The following is a 25,543-nucleotide window of genomic DNA, read 5'->3' on the forward strand; positions in this document are numbered from 1 at the left end:
AAAGTAAGATTTTTCTTGGCAAAATACAATTTGCAAACAGATGAATTTCTTCAACAACCTGTCTATTCCCAGATTACCCGGCACCCTTAAGCGATGTGCATTTTTTAATTTGTTCGCCGGTTAAAAGGAATCAAATGAACTGGTTTGGCCAACAACACCCTTTCAATCTTTCCAATGAATGAACGATAAAGAAGAAAACAACAAAAAAATGCCGCTTGAAAGCGGCATTTTCTCAATATAGTTCCAAAACAGGTAAAAGTTTCCAGAACGGCTGTTCTGGAAAAAACTTACTGATAACCAGGGTTCTGTTTAAATTCGTCCTTATTGGTTACCGCATCTACCTGTGTTCTTGGGATGGGGCGTACAAGATGGAAGTCCTGTATTCCCCCTGCAGCATTCGGATTATTTGCCTTAACCCTTTCAATGAGTTTACCTGTCCGTTTTAGGTCGAACCAGCGTAGCTGTTCGCCTGCAAATTCTCTTGCCCGTTCATCAAGGATCAGGTCTAAGGTTACCTGGCTACCGGTAAGCTGCATTTCGGCAACTTTACCTGCCTTAGCTGCCCTTGTACGCACAACATTTAAATAGGTTGCAGCCTGATCGGGATTTCCCAGATTGAATTCTGCTTCGGCGGCAATGAGATAAAGCTCAGCAAAGCGGATCACATAACTGTCACGTGCACTCTGTGCCTCATTTGTACTCGTTCTGGTGGGATCATCAAACTTATTGAGTGATACATAATGTAATTGGTCTTTTACTGTTCCGTTTGCATTATACACCGCATTCCGGTCGTATACCTTATAAAGCTTGCCGATCGGTGCATACACCTTTTTTGTTGCAAATACAGCGGTATCTCCTATGGCCATACCCGCTGGCCTCGAGGTACTATTTGCAAACCATACGGTCTTAAATGAACCTTCATAGCGCGCATCGTTATCAGAATAAAGATCCAGCAGGAACCTGGTTGGCATATACCTGTTAAACGGCCGCCCGTTGGCAATATCCCTGAACATACCCGCTTGGTCGTCGTATTTCATAGCAAAAAGCATATGGCCATTATTGCTTCCCCTACTGTGCCCTAGCGGGTTTAATATCGGATCGGAAAGGTCGTTCAGGGAAAGATTTACGGCATAGTTTACCGCGTATACCACTTCTTTATTCTTAAGGTTCGACATTTTCCATAAATCGGCATAATTAGGCAGCAAGGTAAAACCATAGCCACCATTAATTACAGCAAGTGCCATGGCCTTTGCTTCAGTGTATTTTTTCTGGGTGAGGTACATCCTTGCCAAAAATGCCTGGGCCGCAGGTTTTGTAACCCTTCCATAATCTGTGGTTGTAACCGGAAGCCGTTCGACTGCAAAAAGTAGGTCTTCAATAATCTGTTTGTTAAAGGTTTCAACAGGTGTCTTATTTGCTGTGGTAATTACGCCCTGGGTTTCTGCAAGCGAAAAATGTACTCCGCCCCAAGTCTCTACAATATGCCAGTAATAAAATGCCCTTAAAAACCTGAGTTCAGCCTCTCTTATTGGACGTGCCGTAGCAGACAGGCCAGCGCCGAAAATCCTGTTGATCCCTGTATTGCAAAGGTTCACAGCAGCATAAAGCTGTTGCCATTCTGTGGTAATGGCGCCATTTGTTCCCTGAAGGTTAATGTACTGGGTAAGGTCAGTTGCCACATCTCCGGCACCGCTCATCCAAATGTCTGTTCCCATTTCTGAAAGACCAAACCCTTCTTCTTTCCCATACCACCAGCGTTGGTAGGAATAGGCCGCGTTTACCAATGTTTCAAATCCTTCAGGGGTGGTGAAAACGCTTTCGGCAGTCATTCCCGACGGGTTGTATTCTTTTAACGATTTCTGGCAGGATGCAGTCAATGTGATTACACTTAACAACAGCAGTCCTTTAAATATATATTGTTTCATTATGTTTTCCTTTAATTTTCTAAAAAGTTGCATTCAGTCCGAAGGTGTATAGTTTGGTCATCGGTGCATTTTCCGATCCCCCTCTTTCAGGGTCATACTCCTTTAAAAATGCTGAGCGGGTGTAGGTGAATGGGTTTCTTGCCGTAGCATATAAACGCAGGCTTTTAACAAAACTCTTCTGGATAACTTCTTTTGGAACGGTATAACCCAGGGTGATGTTACGCAGCCTTACATAAGACCCATCTACATAACCTAGGGATGAGGAATAAAGCGTTGAGGCCAGGGAAATATTTTTATTGGGACGCGGATAATCGTTGCTCGGGTTTTCTGGAGTCCAGTAGTTGATAACAGTTGTACTATTGCCAACGCCCTGCGGATCATACCTTCTTAAAAAGTCCGGATAAATGGTCTGTCCAATTCTGGCAAAAATATAAACGTTAAGGTCCCATGATTTATAACTAAGGGTGTTTTCAAGCCCTCCGCTCCATTTTGGCCTGTTGGTACCAATAATCTTCCTATCATTGGTTGCATCTATTTTCCCGTCGCTATTCAGATCGGCCACATGTATATCGCCCGGCTTCTGTCCATATTTTGCAGCTTCTGTTTCCTCTCCGATTTGCCAAATCCCGATTTTCTGATAATCGTAAAAGGCCTGTACAGGTGAGCCTACAAACCAGGAGTTGAGCACATCCGATTGTGCGCCGCCGGCAAGTTCCGTTATCTTTTCAACATTTCTGCTAAAGGTGAGGTTTGTAGACCATTTGAAATCCCTGCTCTCCATGTTTTTCGAAGAAATAAAAATTTCAATTCCCTTGTTCCTTGTTTTGGCAATATTCTGGGTTACTGAAGTCACCCCATCAGTTGGAGGCAAACTTCTATTAAGAAGTAGGTCGTAAGTTTTAGAATCATAATAGTCGAAAGTTGCTGTAATCCTGTTTTTGAACAATCCAATCTCCAGACCGAAATCGCTTGTTTTAGTCTTTTCCCAGGTGAGATCAACATTTCCGATCCTTGGAGAATAGGTATAGGCCGGTACAGCTGTTTCGTCGTAGCCGAAAGCTATCCTTGAAAGGCTGCTCTGGGTAGAATATGCGCCAATATTATCGCTTCCCGCAATACCGTAGCTGTATTTTACCTTCAGGTCGCTGATTACCTTATTATCCTTCAGGAACTGCTCATCACTGATTCTCCAGGCAACAGCAGCCGAAGGGAAGAATGCCCATTGATTGGCCTCTGCAAGTTTAGAAGAGCCGTCAGTACGTCCGGTGGCGGTTAATAGATATTTCCCTTTATAGGCATAATTAATCCTGCCGGCATAAGAGATCAGGTTGCTCATGTTATAGGCGGTAGTAACCGCCTGGTTCTGGGTGTTGCCCAAGGCATAAAAAAGCTGCGATTTGAGCAATTGGTTCTCTCCCGATGCAGCGATATTGTCAGACCGGTTAAAAAGCATACTATTAATCCCTGTGAGGGTAAACGAGTGGTCTTTTATTTCCTTGTTATAGGTTACAAAGTTTTCAATATTGATTAGATGGCTGTTCGAGGCCGAATATGTGGCCTTTGGAACCGAACCATTCCTGTCAATCGAATACCGGTCGGCAAATGTACCTGTTCTGTCGGTATTCAGGTTTGCACCCACATTCGACCTGATGACAAGCCCTTTTATTGGTTTTAGCTCCATGTAAGCAGACAAGAGTGTACGGTTGATGATCGATTTTCCAGAATATACATCCGGCTGCTCATCTGCAAGGGGATTCACAGAAGTTCCTGCAAGCGGATAGACAATAAAATTGCCTTGCGCGTCGAAAGCATCACCCAAAGGCGATATTTTGTTGGCCTGGTTTAAGGGATCCCTTCGGTTATCTATCTCGTAATGGGTAAACTGTGCCTGCATTCCCGTTGTGAAATACTTTCCGATGTTCTGATCGAGGTTTAACCGCGCCGAGTAACGTGCCGATCTGTCATTTTTGAGGATTCCTTTTTCATTTAAATAATCGAGCGAAAAGTAGGCTTTGGTTTTTTCGGTTCCGGCCCTAACACCGAGCTGGTAATCCTGTTGGCTACCATCGTGGAGCAACAGATCCTGATAATTGGTAAACTGGTTATTCTGAACGGCTGCATACTCGGCCGAATTGAAGATCTTGATATCATCGGCAGGGCTGGCCCAGTTTCCTGTGGTACGATAGGCCTGGCGGCGCTGCTCAACAAATTGCTGGCCATCCATTACACCCGGATACCGTGCAACCTGCGAGATCCCGTAATAGGAATTAAGTGATACAACAGCCTGTCCGGAAATTCCTTTTTTAGTGGTTACCAGGATTACACCATTGGCGCCTCTCGATCCGTATATTGCAGTAGAGGAAGCATCTTTGAGTATTTCCATTGAAGCAATATCGTTCGCATTTAGATCCTGCAAACTTCCGTACTGCACACCATCAACAATAATAAGCGGACCGTTTCCTGCTGAAATGGAACGGGTACCCCTGATATTAATATTAACGCCCGATGAAGCTGAGCCACTGCTTCTGGTAATATCAACACCCGGTACTTTTCCCTGAATAGACTCAAGGGGATTTGCCGAAGGCACTTTAGCAATATCATCCCCTTTAACAGATACAACTGAGCCTGTTAGGTCACGTTTTTTTACCGTTCCATATCCAATAACAACAACGTCGTTCAGGTTGGTTTCGTCTGCCGACATCTTGATACTAATTTGACGCTGTGTGCCCACAGTTACTTCGCGGTTCGCATAACCCACATAATTAAAAACGAGCACAGCAGCATTGTCTGGTACACTTATGCTAAATTTCCCATTGCCGTCTGAACTTGTGCCCTGGGTAGTGCCCTTAAGGAGTATACTCACCCCAATAAGGGTTTCACCGGTTTTGGCATCCGATACCTGGCCGGTAACGGTATGGTTCTGCGCTGCAGCTGTAAAAAAAAGCAGACAGCACATAGCCAACGATAGATACAATTTGATCATAATATTTGGTTAGGTTTTCAATAGGCACATCAAATCCTAAATTCGATGTACATGTTAATTATTAGTTAGATGCAAACAGCACAAAGACCTGAAATCCAGCACTGAACAGCACATCCAACAATCTTACGGAGTTTTAACCAGAGCTTGTAGTAAATTGGATTATTTATTTGTGCAATCGTTTGCGGAGCTTAATAAAGCAGAAATCAGAAAGGAATTTAGGCTAAAAACGATACCTGAGAAATTTAAAAAACTGCAATAATATTATACAAGATATGCTATATAAATAATGGCCGAGAGTATAATTTTTTATGCTGCCGTTCAATGGAAATCAATCTTTTTTTGATGTATTAATGCTAAAAATCAATAGATACGGCATTACGCAATCGATAACGGGAACGATTGCACAAATATTTAGACACAAAAACACTGCTTAAACAGATACATCATGTAACTTAACTAATACAACAACCGAATATTAACCAATATGTACTTAAAAAACTTCTGTCCTGTTGTAAAAAATTCTAACCAAAAAAACCAAAAATGAGAAACAAAAATCTATGCCATTATTTAATGGCTATTAGCATCCCTATGCTGATGTTCAGCTGCGAAAAGTCGGCTCAACTGAGTGACGAAACGAGTAACACATCACTCTCAACCGACCAAACCATTCCGAACCCTGCAACAACCGAAGCTATATGTTATGCCAAGGCCTGGGCATCGCAAAACGGCGGCACTAACGGCGGTGGAGAAGTCAGCGCCACGGTGGTTACAAATTATGCCTCGTTAAAGTCGGCAATAGAAAATACAGCCATCAAGGTAATCCAGGTCAATGGCACAATAACAGTACCTTCTGGCGGAAGGATTTCCTTTCAGGACCAGACGGGAAAAACGCTCTTTGGGTCTACTGGTGCAAAGATCGTTTCAGCTGATCAGACCAAGGCCGGCTCAGGGATAATGTATGTAAAAAGATGCAAAAACATCATTATCCGGAACCTGATTTTTGAAGGTCCTGGCGCTTACGATGTTGATGGATGGGATAATGTTACCTTAGATGCTTCCACCAATGTTTGGGTAGACCACTGTGAATTCAGGGACGGCGTTGACGGAAACTTTGACATCAAGGCAGCTTCCGATTTCATTACAGTTTCCTACTGTAAATTCACCTATCTGAAAGCACCAAGAGCCGGTGGCCCAGGAGGATCAGACGACCATCGTTTTTCTAACCTGATTGGCTCAGGGGATGATGTTACTTCGGACAGGGGGCACTTCCGGATTACTTTTGTACGCTGCTGGTGGGCCCAGGGCTGTGTTGCCAGAATGCCAAGGGTAAGGTTTGGCAAGGTGCATCTGGTGAACAACTACTTTAACAGCACGGCAAGTAAAAATTGCATTCAGGCCGGTTTCGAATCAAATCTGTTGATCGAGTCAAATGTATTTGAAAATGTTAAGATCCCGATCGATCTGATGAACAATAGCGCCACGGCAGTACAGGAGAAAAACAGTATTTTCACTTCTATTACCGGAAATAAAGTTGGTAATGGTGTAACGGCTTTCATACCGCCTTACAGCCTTACTGTGCTCAATGCTTCAACAGTAAAAGCAAATGTTACAGCTTCCAATGGGGCAGGTGCTACACTTTCGGGTAATACCTGTACATCTCTATAGTCCAGACATCATTTAAGTAAAAGCAGGGACTTGACAGTAGCATATACAACCGGTTAATTTAAGTTGATTAATATCCAAAACAAAACCAAGGCTGGATCTTTCATGCTTCCAACCTTGGTTTTATTCATCTCCTCTAATGATAACCAAGGCAGAATCACTGGCAAGACCATTTGACGATTATTACATTAATTAAGAATTTTAGAATAAAAGCATGGTAAAAGTTGATTTGGAAATAATTTCCAGCATACAGATTAGCGGTTTAATTTATTTAATGTTCTGCGTTTGATCACTTAACCAGATATTTATTATTAACATATCCTTTAATGCCTTCAAAAACCACATTACTCCATTCACCTTCTCTCGAAATTTCGCTAAGATAATCGCCTTTTAAAATAACTTTTTTCTTTCTCGAAGTAATAGATGGTCCTGTTCTAAGGTTTAAAGCTGTCTTTGCCCTGTAGAGGTTGGCTACGTTTAGGGCAGCTCTTTTTAAATTGACATAGCCATTTTTTTGATCGCCAATATTCCATTTGGCCTGCAATTGTTGCCAGGTATAACCAAAATCGAATTGAAAATGTGGTGGATCTTTAAAACTCTTCCAATCGCCTCCCCACTCCCAACCGTTGGCCTTAAAAACGGCAACCACTTCTGTCCAATCGGCAACATCATCTTCGTCGAAATCTTTAGCCGTATTCCATGAAGTTTCTTCGCCATCTATAATCAGGGCAAAATCCATCGCTAAACCATAATTATGTATCGATTGACCTGCCTTCGCATTAGTCACAATATTTCCCATCGGCTTACTTTTCGATTTGCCATCAGGGTTCACCACCGTCCGGCCCAATTTATATAAAGCATCCTGCTCCTCAAACGTGCGCAAAGTAGCAGTTATTCTGGCTTGTGCCCTACCCGTTAACTTTAATTCGGCTTTAGAAAAAGTCTCTGTTGCTAAAGCCCTTAAATCAGGGTGTAATAATTGAATCCTGGTTTGGCTTAATTTATCCATATGGTTATCAATTAAAGTTTATAAACCTTTTTATTTTGGCATAAGCAACGATTACAAACGCTATCAGAATAGATAATCTATTAGGTAACAAACATAAACTTGAAAAGTTCTACATCCCTAAGGCCTACATTAATTCTAAAAAAAAACTTATAAACCCTAATTTCAGAATTTATCCCGCTGATTTTTAAGCATTAAGAATTTCATCCGAAAAATTTATTTTATTTTTTTGCTTTAAAAACTTTAATTCCTATATTTGCAACCCCAAAGGAATACAACACTATGTATTAATTTGCGAAAGTAGCTCAGTTGGTAGAGCACGACCTTGCCAAGGTCGGGGTCGCGAGTTCGAATCTCGTCTTTCGCTCTAAATGCCTTCCTACCAGAAGGCATTTATTTTAAAGTTAACCTACCGAAGGATTTCGGAACAGGCTAATGCTCGGGTGGTGGAACTGGTAGACACGCAGGACTTAAAATCCTGTGCTTTCAAAGGCGTGCGGGTTCGATTCCCGCCCCGAGTACTCAAAAAATCGAACGAAAACCTTTCAGAAATGAAAGGTTTTTTTGTTTCTAGTCATTTTTCTTTTAAGTTGAATTCTTTTGTTTACAGTTTATATTCTACGTTCTGAGAAAATCGGAAAATATCAAACCAAATAACTCTCTTTTCAATACATCAAAAGCTTCGTAAAATGAACTAAGTTGTGAAAGCATCCCCATTGCCTGCGAGAGCATTTTATCTATGCTCGAAAGGTTCGAGTTTTGCAGCCTCGCCTCGGTTAGCTTTATTTCGAGACGCTTAACCTTACCTTCACATTCTTTCTTGATTTCTTGTAATCGTCTGATTCCAATTTATCATCAAAAAGCAAGTCTCGTGCTTTTGCAAGTTTTCTATTAGGTGGCTATTTCCTCATTGATCTCTTTACGTTCAATATGGGTCTTACCTTTATATTTGTAGTTAATATTTTATAGAATTGTATTTTTTATCATTAAAAAATATTAGATTAGCCATGCAGTTTAATGTCTAATTTCACTGTCATATATCGACCTATTTTAAAATCATCACTTTACTAAACTAAATTAACAGCTATGAAAAATTTATTAAAGTACTTACTACTTTTAAACATTGCATTATTCTCTGTGGCTTGTCGCTCAGATAAGGATGGTCTTTTAGATGAACCACCAATTACGGCACCTACTGAATTCTACAAAAACGCAAACCAACTGGCTGCGACCTATGATCCTTCAAACACTGTAAGCCAGACGCTGAGGGATCAGGTTTACGATTTATACAAGAAACAAAAGTGGGGCGAACTGGAAACACTATTTTTAAACAACAATTTAAACGGAAAATGGCCACCTGCAAACGGGGGTTTCAATACAGTAGATGATACGCCAATCACGATGGGACAAAAATACGATAGATACAGTGGTGCGATTGGAACCTACAGCGGAACAGGGGCTCCGACCTTGGGAGGAAGCTTTACAAGTCCAATCATCAATGGATCCGTGTATTCCTTCGGGCAAAGAGCCTTGAATCAACCGGAAAATACTTATGATTTTTATTATGAAATCGAAGTTTTAAATAATTCGTTAAATTTCAAAGGCCAAACAGCAGATATTATTCCTTGGTTTAATCAGATGGGCTATGGTAAGCAGACCATGTGGAAAATCCCGATCGATCCAGCGACTGGCTACCAAAAAACCTGGAATAAATTGGCCCAAGAAGGGTATATTAGAGTAACAATCAAGAAAAACCCGAGTGGAAAATACCCGGGAGCTGTGGGCGTAGTTATTGCACAATAAAATCATTTAGATGTATTCCATTTCAAAAAAAATATTAATTGAAAAACAGGTTTCTGTAGCCAAAAATACGTTCAGTAATGCAGAGATCGGTAACTCAGCAGAAGTAAAATTCAAATGCTGTAACTGTGGACATGAAAATACCGTTAAAATAACACCTTATGAATCAGGCTTTCCGATTTTTCAATTGTACAATAACGAAGAAGTTTTAGCAAAAAATGAATTGTTAAAAAATAAAATTGTCTCCGAAACCTCCATAAATTTACTTCACTTTGGAGAATTGACCGTAAATGATTTACCAACATTGTACTTTGGGACAGATTGTCCTTCTTGTCATTCAAAATATATTTGTGTTTTCAGCTATGGTGAAAAACAACCTGGACTGACTCTGCTTACCATTTCCGGCGTATGGGAATATAACGAAATTTAAGCTTGGATATCCCAAAAATTGCGATTTGTTTTCCGACAAAGTGATTAGCAGGTTTATTTTAAAAATTTTGGAAAACTATTTGTTGAAAAATATAGCTTATACTTGCGGGTACACAAAAAAATCGGAAGAAAACCTTTCAGAAATGAAAGGTTTTTTGTTTAAATTTATTTATCCTCATCGCTCAAATGAGGAATCCGGGAAAAGGAGATCAAAAATTTGTTTCAATATATTATTGATAATGTATAATTGGCAAATATCGCCTTATAATTGTCTTGTTTCGCCCCACGCTGCGCCTAAGTTATAGCATATATTTGCACAGCAGCTTACCTGTAAAACCTGCACCCCATGTAAAATGAACCCGCTAACCGAACTCATAGCACCAAAGAACCGTAAATATTTAGAAAGCCTGCTGCTAAAACTTCAGGCAAACACTTCTGCGGTTTGGGGAAAAATGACCGCACAGCAAATGGTTGAACACTTGATAAGCCAGGTTGAATATACCAATGGTAAAAAGAAACCTTTCTGTGAAGTTTCAGAAGAAGAAGCAAATAATGCCCGGCAAATCAATATCTACACCGCTGTAGAAATACCAAGGAATGTAGTATTCGGAACACCTCAGCAAAAGTTACTGTATCCAGATCTGCTTAGTGCCACTAAACAATTAATGACGGAACTTCGTGATTTTGACCGGTATTTCGCTGAACCAGGGAAAACCGAAATACATGGCGCATTTGGACCAATGACCTATAAAGAATGGCTGATATGGCATAGCAAACATTTTTATCACCATTTGCAGCAATTCGGATTAATAACAGCATCTGCCATTTAAGATTTACCCAGCTTCTTGTATATGCCCAAAGCTACATAATTGCCTCCCATTAGCAATTACTAGCTTCTGAAGCGGTATTTGAGCACCACCATTGTAATATTCAATCCAAGCGCCAAAAAGTTCGTTGAGATAATTGCAATGTCTGACTTGTCGAAACCATAGTACACCCAAAGCGCATTACCGGTCATCATTACAATAAACATAAATACCGATACCTCCCCCGCCTTTTTCTTTTTAAGTGTTTTTATAATTTGTGGAACGATCGAAGATGAGGTAAAAATACCCGCTACAATACCAATGATATCAATTAGATCCATGTATCATATTAAATTTAAAATCAAAAATGCGCCGATACGCTTAATATAAAAATCAACAATAATTTGCCATTACGAAGCCTTTCCTTTATGTTCCCAGTGGTCCTTAATCTTTTTACCATCCTCAATTTTTAGGCGCCGGGCATATCTTTCTCCGGCAATTCTGCCATTTTCGGTTTTCCTTCCAATAAACAACAGGATTGGCCTACCTCCATCATCGGTTCTAAAGGCCAGATCATATCGACCAAATCTTACCTCAATCATTGAAGAAGGCTCATACTGCTTCCCGAGGACATTCAGTATCGGATCTTTTAATTTCATAGTTTTAATGAAAGAATGCTAATTCCATACCGTACTACTAACACGCGAACGGCAAGAGACGTTTAGGCATCGCCTGCCGTTTACTTTCAAGTATTATGGCTGAGGGTCCTGCTGATCATGTCCCTGGGTTTTTACTATTTTATTGTAAATACCCAGTAGCAGGAATGGTGCAGCCCATTGCCCTACAAATAAAGCATTGTGACGATGTCCGAGACATTTCAATGTCAATGATATACCCATGGAGGCAAGTGAGGCCCATAAAAAGGTATCGGATGGTAGTTTTGATGTTTGTTCCTCTATTATGCGGGCTACTTTTCCCTCGTTGTGTGATTCATTTTGCAATTCCATAATTATAAATAAAGTGATTAGAGTTATGCTACTTAGATACCTTTTTTATAGATTTCTATTATTACGACAAGCGGATATCCCTAAAAGTTCAATATTTTTTCAAAACAGGTATTTTGCACCGCCGACAGGTAATTATCGGCGAAATTCAATCCGATAGCTCACCTATTTTACAACCCATGCTGAGGAAAGCACAATGAATCAACATCATTTTTATTTTATTGTATTTGACTTAAGTAGATCATTAATAAAATTCCTTATTAACATCAATACCTCATCAAAATGAGTATCAAGCACATCGTGTCCGCCATCTAAAATATGGATTTGCGCATCCGGCAAGTCTCGCTTGTAACATGAAACTTCCTTTACTGAAAAAAATATTTCATACTTTCCCCATATAACGAGCGCTGGTGGTTGGTGATTGCGAAAATACTCCTGGTAAATAGGGAACATTTCAAAGTGGGTTTTGAAATCACAGTTTAATTCAAACTGCCTTTCGATGTTCCCTGGCCTTTTCAGAAATGCCCAGTCGAGCATCCACAATTCCGGGCTGACTTTAGATAATACATCTTCTGGAAGCCCACCGAAGTATTGATTTATTATACCTTCCTTACTCAAGAATTTAATAAGTTTTTTCTTTTTTACAGGTGTTGGATTGTACCAATAGTCGATATACTCGTCCCATTCAGGCCCCATACCCTCACGATATGCATTGCCGCTCTGAACAATTATACCAGAGATTTTTTCTGGATGGTTTATACATAGTTGAAGTCCGATTGGTGCACCATAATCATGGAGATAAATAAAGAACTTATGTAGATTTATGGCTATTGTGAATTTGTTTATCAAAGCTGATATGTTGCCAAATGTATATTCGAAATTATCCGGCACAGGAAATTCACTGAAACCAAAACCGGGATAATCTGGTGCAACAAGGTGATACCGATCAGACATGGCAATCATCAGATTCTTGAAAGCTATTGATGAGGTTGGGAATCCATGCAAAAGCAGTAAAGATGGATTCTTCTTGTCTCCTGCCTCGCGGTAGAATAGATCAATTCCATCCACTTTGATGGTTCTATTGTAAATTTGCCTCGACATCGTTTTTAAGTTGGCATAAAACCTTACAGATTCAATCCGCTGATTGCTTAAAAACAATTTTTATATGGCAATTGTTCTGAGCTATTTTTACGGGCTTTATGCAAAATAATCCCAAAACAAAAAAGGCTTTCTTTGCCATAAAGAAAGCCTTTGCCAGAAGAATATCTGCTTAACTTAAGATAATCTGGTAATTTACGTTTACTCTTTTCGGATAATTGCTTTCCTCGCTGTTTAAGGAAACAAATGCCGCATTGCCATGAACTTCATTTTTCAATGCATGTTCATAATGCGATTGGATAGCTTCTTGATAATCGTGCTGAAGGTTTTTCGTTGTTTCGACTAAAAGATTTCTATCATTCAGGTTTTCTGGCAACAAGGTAATATCGCAGTTTCCGTCACTGATTTCTTTGACTAAGTATTTCATTTTTGGTTTTAAATCTTCGTTTCCTGTTTTATAAATAAGATTTCGAGAACGGTCAAAAATATGGTAAGTCTTTAGTTTGTATGTAATCTAAAAGTTAATTTTTTACTTAAAATGATGTATTAATTTTAATGCGGGCTACATTACTATCGCTACATCATTTTAATTTCGTTGGGACTGGCATGACTATTAGTCTGCTTATTATTTTTCTCGGTTGGATTACAGGCACACTCAAACTGAAGTTGTACACGGCTTGCTGCCTAAACTATATTAAGGTTTTAAGTTAAAATAATTGCTTAAGAAAACGCTTTGAAATTTAATCGCATTGGCCCAATAATCCCAGTTGTGTACACCGGGTCTGGTGGTAAAATCATGAGGAATATTGTTATACAGGAGTTCATCATGCAAACGTACATTCATTTTATAGAAAAAATCTTCAGTACCACATTCAATGGCAATAGCAAGTGATCCTGGCTTAATGCGATAAATCATATCAATCACACTGTTCTCTTTCCAATGTTCTGGAAATTCATCCTGTGTTCCCAATCTTTTCGAGATATTCCACCCATTTGGAAAAGGTTTAATATCTACACCCCCACTCATACTGCCCACGGCACCATAAACATCCTGATGTTTAATGGCCAGGTATAGTGCGCCATGGCCCCCCATGCTCAAACCGGTAATGGCCCTACCCTTTTTTTCGGCTATGGTTTTATAATGTTCATCAATATAACTTACCAGCTCTTTAGCCACGTAGGTTTCATATTTCCATGCAGGATCTACCGGACTATCGAAATACCAACTGGTTACATTACCATCAGGGCACACAATAATAAACTGGTACTGATCGGCCAGATTTTTAATTCCCGGCACTTTTTTGGCCCATTCGGCATAGTTACCACCAGCACCATGGAGCAGGTAAACCACCGGAAAAGTTTTTCCAGTTTTATAGCTATCAGGCTTAATTACCACTGCTTTAATATTTTTGTTCATCGATTTGCTAAAGGTTAACGCAGTATCTACTTCCGCAGCACTTAAAACATGGCTAAACAAAAACAAACAGATGGCGATTAAAAAGCTATTTTTCATGGGGAGTTTTTAATTATTATTATAATATGATGCTAAATTTATAAAATAACCGGATATTGTTTGCTATTTCTGTGAATTGACACAAAAAAATAACCATGCCCTGTTCATCCATTCCTTAAACAGCTAAAAAACTTTAAAACAATTTTAATACCTTTTGGTTGTTGAACGGTGAACCCATCTAAAAATGCTTAAAACCTACCCTTTTTACATCAAAGCTCCTGTAATTCTTTTAGGATTAGTAATTACAGTATTTATAATGAGTGTGTTGAGAGATATTCTTGTGCCACTTGCTTTCGCAGCCCTGATTGCGATATTACTCAACCCGCTTACCAATCGTTTTGAAAGAAAAATGCCTAAAATAGTAAGCATTATGCTCGCTATGATTATCGGGATTGTTGTCGTAATTGCCATACTCTATTTTCTATCCTCACAGGTTGCCCACTTTTTCGACGATCTGGAAAGCATTAAACACAAATTATCGCAACTGTTAGAAGAAATCAGAACCTGGTTACAAACTACCTTTGGTATTTCCTCGCAAAAACAGATGCAAATGGTTAACGATGCTGCAAACGGAAGTAAAGCTTTAATTGGCCAAACCTTAAGTGGCTTAATGGGCGTGCTCAGTGTTGTTTTTTTGATCCCCGTTTATACTTTTCTGATCTTGCTGTACAAAACATTGATCCTTAATTTTATTTATGAAGTGTTTTCGGAGGAGAACAAACAAAAAGTTGCCGAGATTTTAGGCGAAACGAAAGCAGCAATACAAAGTTATATTATCGGTTTATTGATCGAAACTTCAATTGTTGCGGTAATGAACTCCGCTGCCCTGCTGATCCTCGGTGTACAAAATGCCATTTTAATTGGTGTTATAGGGGCAATACTGAATCTGCTACCCTATATCGGCGGTATTATTGCCATAGCCTTACCGGTGTTAATGGCGACTTTAACCATGGATGGTTTTACGACTCAATTATTAATTATAGGTGCCTATGCACTCATTCAGTTTATCGATAACAACATCCTTGTACCGCGCATCGTTTCGAGCAAGGTGCAGATCAACGCACTTATTTCTATCGTAATTGTATTAATGGGTGCTGCACTTTGGGGCATCCCCGGAATGTTCCTTTCCATTCCATTTATTGCAGTACTGAAAATCATCTTTGATCGGATTGATGGACTTAAACCCTGGGGGAAATTGCTTGGCGATAATATCCCGACTGAACACATGGGGCAGGTGAAAAGGTTTAGAAGAAAGAAAAAATTAGCTACAGACAATTAGCTTTTTTCAACGCCCAGCCGATCATCTGAATACAGGCCATGCCACCTAGACCCGATTGAAGTGAGCAGCCCGATAGTTCATCGGGATAAAACGGAAAGCGGGAGGAAACCTAGATATGTTGTACTGGCACTGCTCTCCTACTAACTATGTTTTTTTTCTGAAAATGAGCGTTTAGTAATAATCGGGAACAGCAGCCCCGTTATTCGCTATAGCTCCGATAAAGGATCGGAGGCTGCCGCTGCTACCGGGTTTAGAAACAAAGGCTCCTGCAAGTAAGCACCCAACCTAAAATAGTACCACCTAACGAGCCACCTAGACCCGATTGAAATGAGCATCCCGATAATTCATCGGGATAAAACGGAAAGCGGGAACAAACCTAATAGTTGCACCAAATTGCGCTCCTAATTAATATTGAACTCGTAATATCCTTAAACTACCCTTCGACTCCGCTACCATTGACGTTATTTGGTAATTATTTATTAATCAGGGTTTTATTATTTATTCATTCCACCCAACTAGGCCATAGCACCATATCTTCGTTCTACTTAAATCCGGCCTAATAAATTTTTCGGGTTCCACTGAACCAGCCACCCCACTTGCTTCGAAAGAAAAATTTTCAGCCGGTGTTTTTTGTTTCTTTTTGACAGCAAAAAGAAAGAGCCAATCGGCGGCGGCGAGCCGAGGCAAGGTTGAGCCAAGGGGCAATAACCAAATATATACGTCATTCATATTGATTTTTATACAATAAATTACCCCTCAGGGTGACAATCCCTTAAAACCATACTCAAAAATAAAATCAATTCTGTTTACGCAAATTTCTTTAAGCCGTCCGATCAATTATAAATTTTATTACTTTTGGTTTCTTCTAATCAACATGAAACTAACCTCTTTTCTTTGCCTGACATTACTGTTTACGTCACTATTTTCCAAAAGCTTTGCGCAAAACAAGTTACAATCATCATCGTTTATCACTTTTAACGGTTACAGCCATACCGTAGCAGAAAAATTTAGAAAAAGCGAAGCGGTAACCGTTGCCTTTTTAGGCGGGTCGATTACCAATATGGAAGGCTGGCGTGGATTGGTAAGTAACTATTTAACCAAAACTTATCCGCAAACAAAATTCAGATTCATTAATGCGGGTATTCCATCATTGGGCAGTTTACCACACGCGTTCCGCCTTCAGCGCGATGTACTCGACAGTGGAAAAATTGATCTCCTGTTTCTAGAATCGGCCGTTAACGACCATGTCAACAAAACCGCTGAACAAACACAGCGCCGTGCTTTAGAAGGCATTATCAGACACACCTTAGCTAAAAATCCGAAAACGGATATCGTAATGATGGCTTTTGCAGATGAAGATAAAAATGATGATTTTAATAAAGGTAAAATCCCAACAGAAGTAAAAGTACACAGCGATTTGGCTGAGTATTATCACTTGCCATTTATTAACCTGGCTTTAGAAGTTGACAAACGTATTGCCAATGGCGAATTTACCTGGAAGAACGATTTTAAAGACCTGCATCCATCACCCTTTGGTCAACAACTTTATTTCAATACCATTAAAACTTATCTGGATGAAAATCAGAAAAATATCGACAAGAAAGCTTCTGCAGGCCTTCCTAAAATCATTGATAAATTTGCTTATACCAAAGGGCAATACCTTAGCATTAATAGCGCAGAAAACTTAAATACTTTTAGCATCAATAAAAACTGGAAGCCAACTGACGGGCTGGAAGGAAGACCTGGTTTTGTTAATATTCCAGTGCTCGAAAGCAATACCAGGAACAGTACCTTCGATCTGATTTTTAAAGGCAACGCTGTGGGGATTGCTATTTTATCAGGTCCGGATGCGGGTACACTTCATTACCGCATAGATGACGGAGAAGAAAAAATGATCGATCTTTACACCCAATGGAGTTCAAGCCTGCATTTGCCATGGTACCTGCTACTGGGCGATCAACTGGCTAATCGAACGCATAAATTAAGTGTACGGATCAGCGATCAGCACAACTCAAATTCTACAGGTTATGCCTGTAGAATTGCTTACTTTTTAGTGAACTCGAATTAAGATTTTTTAAAACAAGCGTTTATCAATATATCGTCCCCGTTTGTAACGGGGATGGATGAGCGTAGCGATTTTATCGCCTTTATATTTCCTATCTCGCATTATAAATGCGAGTCTCGCTAATCCCCGTTGCAAACGGGGACGATGTCTGATACGACCTATCGAAAACAGATTTCTGATCTGCAAATAAGTTGTTATATATTTGCGCTGTACATAGAAAATCGATTTAGTTTAACCAAACAATATCAATTCTCATTTGCTTATATAAACAAAATCCTCATGAAAAACATCAAATTAATCATCCCAGCACTTTTAGTATTATTGTCTGCCTGCAGCGAGGCCACCAGAAACACCGCAAACAGTAAAAGCGAAAGCATGTCTCAAACTACTGCTAATAAAACCGACTCGCTTGAGGTTAAAATGAAAATAAATGGCAATGTAGCTGCCGGCGATCCACTATTGCTAAGGTTTGTAGTGTACAACAATACCGATAGTATAAAAACTTTCTGTATCTGGCATACACCTTTCGAGCCTTTAATGAGCAGTTATTTAAGCATTACCAACGAAAAAGGAGAAGAAGCACAGTATAAAGGTGCAATGGCTAAAAGAGTAATGCCACCTCCTGCATCGAGTTATTCGAAGGTAAACCCGGGTGATAGCTTGGTTGCGAATGCCGATTTGCTTAAAGCCTACGACCTTAAAAAAGGATCAAGCTATAAGGCAGTTTACACAGGCGGAAATATGAGCGGCTTAGTATCCAAAGACACGGTAACCTTTATTTATACGGAACTGCACTAGCATTCAACTCGGATTAAAGAATAAAATATTCGATAATTTTTAGTCATTTAGGCTTAGTTGGCCGTATGGGGATGCACACAGGTATTTTAAATTAATTACCTGTGTGCATTCTTTTTATCAATAGCTAACCATTTCCCTAATTGTAAAGCTTCGCTAAACAATACAATAGTGCATATTACCCCTTAATTTGTCGCATTTACACTTTCCGAGTTGTTAAAGTTCCTATAACTTTATTAAAAAATTAAACACCTTAAAACATGGAAAATAAAACATCAATCACCGTAGAAACGACAGTAAATGCACCTGTAGAAAAAGTTTGGGAATTTTGGAATAACCCGGATCACATTACCAAATGGGCCTTTGCCTCACCAGATTGGCATACCCCTTATTCAGAAAACGATTTAAAAGTTGGTGGTAAATTTAAAAGCACTATGGCGGCAAAAGATGGCAGCATGAGTTTTGATTTCGGCGGAACCTATACCACGGTTGATCAGCATAAAAAAATCGAATATACCATGGAAGATGGCAGAACCGTAAGCATTATTTTTGACGCACTGAGCGAACAAACCAGGGTAACCGAAACTTTCGATGCCGAAGCTACCAATCCGATCGAAATGCAACGTGGTGGCTGGCAGGCCATTCTGGATAATTTTAAAAGTTATACAGAACAATCATAAACACGTTGTTAATAACGTCTTGCAAGATAACAGGTTATAGACAGGCTATCATTGCAGATTCCAATAGAAAATCCGTCATTGCGAGGTACGAAGATAACCGAACGGAGTGAGCTCATGAATGCCTTTAAAAACAACGGCACAAATGAATAATCTTAAAGCGCTCACTACTAGCGATAGTTGTAAGATTGCTTTGTCGGCTGAAAAAGCCTCCTCGCAATGACGATTCCTCATCGCCACATAGCACTAAAAATCCGCTGGCATTAATATTCATTTTTATGATGCAGCCTCTTGTTATTTTTAACCTGAGTTCGATAATTAAATACTGATTTGATTATCTAAACTCAGGTTTGGGTTAAGTCGGTCGTCACCCTGAATTTATTTCAGGGTCTTTCCTGCCAAAAAAGATGCTGACCACGTAGTAGCTACAAGACAATTGAAAACACTATTCTACTTGTAAGACAAGTTCAGCATGACGATGAGGTTAGGAATAAACCTTGTGTTATAGTTATTTTTATAATTTAATAATCGAACTCAGGTTTTTAGCAGCAGAAACTGTCCCTTTTTACGCCTTAAGTAACAATTCGATTATTATTTGATTCGCATAATTTTTGATTTGAACCGAATACTTTGATATAGTGATCATAATTTACATTTGTCGTGTAAATTATACACTATGTCTCGTACATCTTTATTTTATTTTTCATTATTATTCTTTATCAGTTTATCCATCGGCGTAAGTGCGCAAACGCTTAGCCTTAAACAAGCTGTTAACACTGCATTAAACAATTATGGCACCATTAAGGCCAAAGATAATTATGCCAATGCATCAAAATCTTCTATCCAACAGGCCAAAAGAGAGTATTTACCGAACTTCAGTTTAAGTGCCCAACAGGATTATGGTACCATTAACGGCCAAAACGGACCGCAATACGGACTTGGTGGTTTGGGAACGGCCTCATCTGGTCCTGCTCTAGATAAACAAAACTGGAATGCTGCATTTGGCGGGCTCTATCTGGCCAATGTAAACTGGGATTTCTTCACTTTTGGAAAAATCAGGGAACGCATTAAAATTGCCGATGCCGCTTATCAAAGAGACAAAAATGACCTGGAACAGGAAAAATTCCAGCAGGAGATCCGTGTTTCTGCCGCCTATTTAAACCTGCTGGCTGCACAAAGGTTAAGCAAATCACAACAGAAAAATCTCGATCGTGCTGTTACGTTTAAAAATACGGCCATCATCAGGGCTAAAAACGGTTTAATTGCAGGCGTAGATTCTTCTTTCGCAAAAGCCGAAGTTTCTAATGCCAAAATTGCACTAACAAAAGCTAAAGATTTAGAGCAGGAACAGGCCAACCGTTTGGGTGTGTTAATGGGATTAACTTCAACCTCATACGAGTTAGATACCGCCTCGATTACACGTATCCCTGGCAACCTGCTGGAAGATACAGTGATCAAAAGCGCACATCCACTATTAAAGTTTTACCAAAACCGTGTTGATGTTAGCCAGCAACAGGTTAATTATTTCAAAAAACTATACTACCCTACGTTTAGCTTATTCGGAGTAATGCAGGGCCGTGGTTCAGGTTTTAGTCCGGGTTATGCCTTAGATCAGACTGCTTATTCTACCAGTTATGCTGATGGTATAAACCCTACCCGCGGAAACTATTTGATTGGCATAGGAATGACCTGGAACCTGTCAACCTTACTTAAAAACCGCCCACAGGTACGTGCACAGGAATACATTAGCCAGGGCTTAAAGGAAGAATATAATCTGCTTGATCAGCAACTTAAAGCACAATTGGCACTTGCAGAAACTAAACTGACCAACGCTTTGGCCAATTACCGAGAAGCACCTGTTCAGGTAAAAGCAGCATCTGATGCTTATCTGCAGAAAAATACGCTCTACAAAAACGGACTTACCACGTTAGTAGATCTTACACAGGCCCTGTTTACGTTAAACAGAGCCGAAACCGATCGGGATATTGCCTTTACCAATGTTTGGCAAGCCTTATTGCTAAAATCGGCAGCACTCGGCAATTACGACATATTTATCAACGAATTTTAATCTGGCTACATAAATGAATTTAATCCGTTTCGCACTCCGCAAGCCCATATCCATCTTAGTTTTAGTAGCTGGATTGTTCTTTTTCGGTATTGGGGCCATCAATCAGATCAAGGTTGATATTCTTCCGCAGATGAACCTTCCGGTAATTTATATTGCGCACCCTTTTGGTGGTTATACTCCCGACCAGATGGAGGCTTATTTTGGTAAACAGTACGTTAACATCCTGCTTTTTGCAAACGGTATTAAAAGCATCGAAACCAAAAATACGCAAGGTTTAATGTTAATGAAGCTAACCTATTACGAGGGCACCAACATGGCCCAGGCAGCTGCAGAACTAAGTGCGCTATCTACAAGAGCGCAAGCTATTTTCCCGCCAGGTTCGCAACCGCCGTTCGTGATCCGTTTTGATGCTTCATCGCTTCCTGTTGGACAATTGGTATTAAGCAGCCCTATCCGCACCAACAACGAATTACAGGATCTGGCCAATACTTATGTGCGTCCTAGTTTTTCAGCTATACCAGGTTTGCTCTCCCCTGCCCCTTTTGGAGGTAGTCCAAGAACGATAGAAATCAATGTAAATCCGTCACTTTTGCGCTCCCATAACCTAACGGTAGATCAAGTAGTAGAAGCCATCAGGCTAAATAACCAGACCGCACCTTCAGGAAATGTGAGGATAGGCGATAAAAACTATATCACACCAACCAATTACACCATTAGAAAGGTCAAAGATTTTGAGAACATTCCCTTATTTAAAGGTAGTGTGCAAAATTTGCAGCTCCGCGATGTAGCAACCGTTAAAGATGGAGCCGATTTAGTGGCCGGTTATGCTTTAATCAACGGCAAGCGCTCCGTATACTTAAGTATCGCTAAATCTGGGGATGCCTCTACCTGGGATGTGGTTAAAAACTTAAAGAAAAATCTACCGAACATCCAAAATACCTTACCAGAAGATGTTAAGCTTTCTTATGAGTTCGACCAATCTGTTTATGTAATCAACGCTGTAAAAAGTCTGATCAGTGAGGGCGCAATCGGTGCGATATTAACAGGTTTGATGGTTTTGCTTTTCCTGGGCGATAAACGTGCGGCATTGATTGTAATCCTCACCATTCCAACCTCTATTATTGCTGGTGTTTTGTTTCTAAAATTGTTCGGACAAACAATCAATATCATGACGCTGAGCGGATTGGCTTTAGCCATTGGTATTCTGGTAGATGAATCGACTGTAACGATAGAAAACATCCACCAGCATTTTGATATGGGCAAACCCAAGGCCCTGGCCATTTGGGATGCCTGTAAGGAAATCGCTTTCCCTAAATTGTTAATCCTGTTTTGTATCCTTGCCGTATTTGCACCTGCCTTTACCATGACAGGGATTCCAGGGGCATTATTCTTACCCTTGGCATTGGCAATCGGCTTTTCGATGGTGGTTTCGTTCCTGTTATCACAAACTTTCGTACCAATTATGGCCAACTGGCTAATGGTTGCACACCCTAAAAAAGGCAGTGAACATCACCCGGGCATTACACAGGATGAAGCTGATTTTGCCGCAACTGGCATTACACTCGAATCGGAAAAAGATACCTTGAACCAAAAAAGAGTACTGGTTGAACGTGAAGATTTTAGTGGCAATGGCAAAATTGGTTTTTTTGATCGGTTCCGGAACCGTTTTATGCGTTTCCTTGATCGGATACTGCCTTACCGAAAATCTGTCGTTTTGGTTTATTTGGTGGTAATTATCGGTTTAGCTGCCCTGTTACTGGCCAATATTGGTCGCGATGTTTTGCCGAGAGTTAATTCAAGTCAGTTTCAGTTGCGTTTACGTGCACCCGATGGAACACGTTTAGAACGTACCGAAGAAAAAGCGAATGTGGTTTTATCTGAGCTGAAAAAAATGGTCGGCGAAGAGCATATGGCCATCTCTTCTGTTTTTGTTGGCCAACACCCTGCCCAGTTTTCGGTAAACCCCATCTATCAGTTTATGGCAGGCCCACACGAAGCTGTTTTCCAGGTGAGTTTAAAAGATTTCGAGGAAGATATGGACGATTTTAAAGATCAGTTCAGGGAGAAAATCAAAAAAGTTCTGCCTGATGTTAAACTTTCTTTCGAACCGATAGAGCTAACGGATAAGGTTTTGAGCCAAGGCTCTCCTACTCCTGTTGAAGTGCGTATTGCAGGCAAAAACAAAAAGCTGAATGAAAAGTATGCCAATAAAATCCTCGCAGAACTGAAGGAAATACCTTACATGCGCGATGTTCAGCTCGCACAGCCCATTAAATATCCATCGTTGAATATCGATATCGACAGGACCCGTGCGGCACAGATCGGGGTAGATATGGCCGATATTTCTAGATCATTGATTGCCTCAACTTCATCATCACGTTATACGGACAAAAATATCTGGTTAGATGAAAAATCGGCTTTGCCTTATAGTGTTCAGGTTCAGGTACCACTTAACCAAATGACCAGTAAAGATGATATTGGAGAAATTCCGCTATTGAAAAATTCGGCGCGACCGGTTTTAAGTGATGTGGCAAAAATTACTCCTGATACAACGGCTGGCGAAAACGATAACATTGGTGCTATGCCTTTCCTATCGGTAACGGCAAACCTTTACCATATGGATCTGGGAGCAGCATCAAAAGATGTAGAAAAAGCCATCAAAGACGTCGGCGAACTGCCAAGGGGATTAAATGTTACCGCAATAGGTTTAAGCAAAGTACTAACAGATACTTTAGACAGTTTACAATCTGGCTTATTTGTGGCCATTGTGGTAATTTTCTTGATGCTGGCCGCTAATTTCCAATCTTTTAAAGTTCCATTGGTTATTTTAGCCACTGTACCAGCAGTTATTTTAGGTTCACTATTGTTATTAACCATTACCGGATCAACCTTAAACCTGCAATCTTATATGGGGATTATCATGTCGGTCGGGGTATCTATCGCCAATGCGGTATTGCTCATCACCAATGCCGAGCAACTAAGAAAGCATAATGGCAATGCGCTCGAATCGGCACGCGAAGCTGCAGCATTACGTTTGCGCCCAATTATCATGACGAGTATTGCGATGATCGCGGGTATGTTGCCAATGGCCATCGGTCATGGTGAAGGTGGTGGAGCGGTTTCTCCACTAGGCAGAGCCGTTATTGGTGGTTTACTGGCCTCAACATTCGCCGTACTCATTATACTGCCGTTGGTATTTGCATGGGTTCAGGGAAAACAGACTACCAATTCGATGTCGCTTGATCCGGAAGACGAAGAAAGCATCCATTACATTAAAGGTTTACAAGAAAAAGAATAAATCATCATTATAAATGAATACGAAGATATTTTCAACAGGATTATTAAGTACAGGATTTTTAGTGTTAACGGCCATGTATGGCTGCGGGCGCTCCGAATCGAAAGTAACACCCAAAAAAGAAAAAGAAGCAGTTATAGCCACCTTCGATCTAAAAAAAGAGAAGCTATCCACCAAACTGAGTTTACCAGGCGAATTAATTGCTTTGCAACAGGTTGATCTATATGCGAAAGTAAGCAGCTTTGTAAAAACCCTAAAAGTTGATATCGGCTCAGAAGTAAGCAAAGGCCAATTATTGATGACTTTGGAAGCACCTGAAATGACTTCCCAACTGGCTGCAACACAGTCGCGGATAAAAGCACAGGAGGCCATTTATACGGCGAGCAAAGCAAATTATAACCGTTTGTACGAAACCAGTAAAACCCCTGGAACGATCTCTACAAACGACCTGGACCAGGCAATGGCAAAAAAAAATGCAGACCTTGCACAACTCGAGGCAGCAAAAGCGGCTTACAAAGAAGTGGGTTCAATTCAGGATTATTTAACCATCAGGGCACCTTTCAGCGGAATTATTTCAGCCAGAAATGTGAATTTAGGAGCCTATGTTGGTCCAACAGGTAAAGGCTCTGATTTACCACTATTTACTTTACAGGATCAGAAAAACCTGCGTTTGACCGTTTCCATTCCAGAAGTTTATACCGGATATTTAAAAGCTGGCGATGAGATTAGTTTTACCGTTAAATCTTTGCCTAGCCAGACCTTTAAGGCTAAAGTGAAACGTTTATCAGGCGCTTTAGATTTGCGCTTACGTGCTGAACGCATTGAAATGGATGTACCAAATGCTTCGAAGATTTTATTACCGGGCATGGTTGCTGAAGTGAACATTCCGCTTCCGGCCAATGCCAGCACCTTTATCATTTCCAAAAAAGCTTTATTGGATACCAGCGAAGGATTATTCGTGTTAAAAGTAGCCGATAATAAAGCGGTTAAAGTGGGTGTAAAAAAAGGCCGTGAAACCGATGATAAGGTAGAAGTTTTCGGCGATTTAGCAGAAGGTGACAAATTAGTGGCAGAACCGACCGAGGAAATGCATGAAGGAATGACGATTAAACCATAACTTTACCTGTATTAAGCACTT

The 25,543-nt window shown here is 40.2% G+C and carries 20 protein-coding genes and 2 tRNA genes; 13 read left to right on the forward strand and 9 right to left on the reverse strand.

Annotated elements, in window-relative coordinates:
- Positions 1-287: 287 nt before the first annotated feature.
- Complete coding sequence (locus LQ201_RS01140) at positions 288-1,925, reverse strand: RagB/SusD family nutrient uptake outer membrane protein (RefSeq protein ID WP_230144081.1); 1,638 nt, start codon at positions 1,923-1,925, stop codon at positions 288-290.
- 19 nt (positions 1,926-1,944) lie between these two features.
- Positions 1,945-4,908: a TonB-dependent receptor gene (locus tag LQ201_RS01145; RefSeq protein ID WP_230144080.1), complete on the reverse strand. Its 2,964-nt coding sequence runs from the start codon at positions 4,906-4,908 to the stop codon at positions 1,945-1,947.
- 540 nt (positions 4,909-5,448) lie between these two features.
- Between LQ201_RS01145 and LQ201_RS01150 the strand changes: the two genes are divergently transcribed.
- Positions 5,449-6,573 (forward strand): polysaccharide lyase family 1 protein, encoded by a 1,125-nt coding sequence (locus LQ201_RS01150; protein ID WP_230144079.1) that lies wholly within the window; start codon positions 5,449-5,451, stop codon positions 6,571-6,573.
- A 286-nt stretch (positions 6,574-6,859) separates the two neighbouring features.
- Here the strand turns inward: LQ201_RS01150 and LQ201_RS01155 are convergent, their stop codons facing one another.
- On the reverse strand, positions 6,860-7,579 hold the full coding sequence (locus LQ201_RS01155) for a M15 family metallopeptidase (protein WP_230144078.1): 720 nt from the start codon (positions 7,577-7,579) through the stop codon (positions 6,860-6,862).
- A gap of 291 nt (positions 7,580-7,870) precedes the next feature.
- Here LQ201_RS01155 and LQ201_RS01160 point away from each other — a divergent pair.
- From LQ201_RS01160 to LQ201_RS01180, 5 genes are all read left to right on the forward strand, one after another.
- A tRNA-Gly gene (locus LQ201_RS01160) sits at positions 7,871-7,943 on the forward strand.
- Positions 7,944-8,013: 70 nt separating this feature from the next.
- Positions 8,014-8,097, forward strand: a tRNA-Leu gene (locus LQ201_RS01165).
- A 565-nt stretch (positions 8,098-8,662) separates the two neighbouring features.
- Complete coding sequence (locus tag LQ201_RS01170) at positions 8,663-9,379, forward strand: TNT domain-containing protein (RefSeq protein WP_230144077.1); 717 nt, start codon at positions 8,663-8,665, stop codon at positions 9,377-9,379.
- A gap of 10 nt (positions 9,380-9,389) precedes the next feature.
- Positions 9,390-9,806: a hypothetical protein gene (locus tag LQ201_RS01175; RefSeq protein ID WP_230144076.1), complete on the forward strand. Its 417-nt coding sequence runs from the start codon at positions 9,390-9,392 to the stop codon at positions 9,804-9,806.
- A 352-nt stretch (positions 9,807-10,158) separates the two neighbouring features.
- On the forward strand, positions 10,159-10,635 hold the full coding sequence (locus LQ201_RS01180) for a DUF1569 domain-containing protein (RefSeq protein ID WP_230144075.1): 477 nt from the start codon (positions 10,159-10,161) through the stop codon (positions 10,633-10,635).
- Between the two features lie 59 nt (positions 10,636-10,694).
- Here LQ201_RS01180 and LQ201_RS01185 read toward each other — a convergent pair whose 3' ends face one another.
- From LQ201_RS01185 to LQ201_RS01205, 5 genes are all read right to left on the reverse strand, one after another.
- Positions 10,695-10,952, reverse strand: coding sequence for a SemiSWEET family sugar transporter (locus LQ201_RS01185; RefSeq protein WP_230144074.1), 258 nt, complete (start codon positions 10,950-10,952; stop codon positions 10,695-10,697).
- A 69-nt stretch (positions 10,953-11,021) separates the two neighbouring features.
- Entirely contained in the window at positions 11,022-11,270 is a 249-nt protein-coding gene (locus tag LQ201_RS01190) for a hypothetical protein (RefSeq protein WP_230144073.1), read from the reverse strand.
- 558 nt (positions 11,271-11,828) lie between these two features.
- Positions 11,829-12,716: an alpha/beta fold hydrolase gene (locus LQ201_RS01195; RefSeq protein WP_230146585.1), complete on the reverse strand. Its 888-nt coding sequence runs from the start codon at positions 12,714-12,716 to the stop codon at positions 11,829-11,831.
- Positions 12,717-12,885: 169 nt separating this feature from the next.
- Complete coding sequence (locus LQ201_RS01200; protein WP_230144070.1) at positions 12,886-13,140, reverse strand: hypothetical protein; 255 nt, start codon at positions 13,138-13,140, stop codon at positions 12,886-12,888.
- A gap of 267 nt (positions 13,141-13,407) precedes the next feature.
- Positions 13,408-14,226: an alpha/beta hydrolase family protein gene (locus LQ201_RS01205; RefSeq protein WP_230144069.1), complete on the reverse strand. Its 819-nt coding sequence runs from the start codon at positions 14,224-14,226 to the stop codon at positions 13,408-13,410.
- Positions 14,227-14,410: 184 nt separating this feature from the next.
- Between LQ201_RS01205 and LQ201_RS01210 the strand changes: the two genes are divergently transcribed.
- Positions 14,411-15,505 carry an AI-2E family transporter gene (locus LQ201_RS01210; protein ID WP_230144068.1) on the forward strand — a complete coding sequence of 365 codons (1,095 nt, stop codon included), beginning with the start codon at positions 14,411-14,413 and terminating at the stop codon, positions 15,503-15,505.
- A 498-nt stretch (positions 15,506-16,003) separates the two neighbouring features.
- Here the strand turns inward: LQ201_RS01210 and LQ201_RS01215 are convergent, their stop codons facing one another.
- Entirely contained in the window at positions 16,004-16,234 is a 231-nt protein-coding gene (locus tag LQ201_RS01215; protein ID WP_230144067.1) for a hypothetical protein, read from the reverse strand.
- Between the two features lie 145 nt (positions 16,235-16,379).
- Between LQ201_RS01215 and LQ201_RS01220 the strand changes: the two genes are divergently transcribed.
- From LQ201_RS01220 to LQ201_RS01245, 6 genes are all read left to right on the forward strand, one after another.
- Positions 16,380-17,573, forward strand: coding sequence for an SGNH/GDSL hydrolase family protein (locus LQ201_RS01220; RefSeq protein WP_230144066.1), 1,194 nt, complete (start codon positions 16,380-16,382; stop codon positions 17,571-17,573).
- A gap of 276 nt (positions 17,574-17,849) precedes the next feature.
- Entirely contained in the window at positions 17,850-18,368 is a 519-nt protein-coding gene (locus LQ201_RS01225; RefSeq protein WP_230144065.1) for a protease, read from the forward strand.
- A gap of 257 nt (positions 18,369-18,625) precedes the next feature.
- Positions 18,626-19,045, forward strand: coding sequence for an SRPBCC family protein (locus tag LQ201_RS01230; RefSeq protein WP_230144064.1), 420 nt, complete (start codon positions 18,626-18,628; stop codon positions 19,043-19,045).
- 673 nt (positions 19,046-19,718) lie between these two features.
- On the forward strand, positions 19,719-21,110 hold the full coding sequence (locus tag LQ201_RS01235) for a TolC family protein (RefSeq protein ID WP_230144063.1): 1,392 nt from the start codon (positions 19,719-19,721) through the stop codon (positions 21,108-21,110).
- A 13-nt stretch (positions 21,111-21,123) separates the two neighbouring features.
- Positions 21,124-24,408: an efflux RND transporter permease subunit gene (locus tag LQ201_RS01240; protein ID WP_230144062.1), complete on the forward strand. Its 3,285-nt coding sequence runs from the start codon at positions 21,124-21,126 to the stop codon at positions 24,406-24,408.
- Between the two features lie 13 nt (positions 24,409-24,421).
- Positions 24,422-25,522, forward strand: coding sequence for an efflux RND transporter periplasmic adaptor subunit (locus LQ201_RS01245; RefSeq protein ID WP_230144061.1), 1,101 nt, complete (start codon positions 24,422-24,424; stop codon positions 25,520-25,522).
- The last annotated feature ends 21 nt before the right edge of the window (positions 25,523-25,543 follow it).

It is taken from the genome of Pedobacter sp. Bi126 (assembly GCF_918698245.1).
Taxonomy (GTDB): domain Bacteria; phylum Bacteroidota; class Bacteroidia; order Sphingobacteriales; family Sphingobacteriaceae; genus Pedobacter.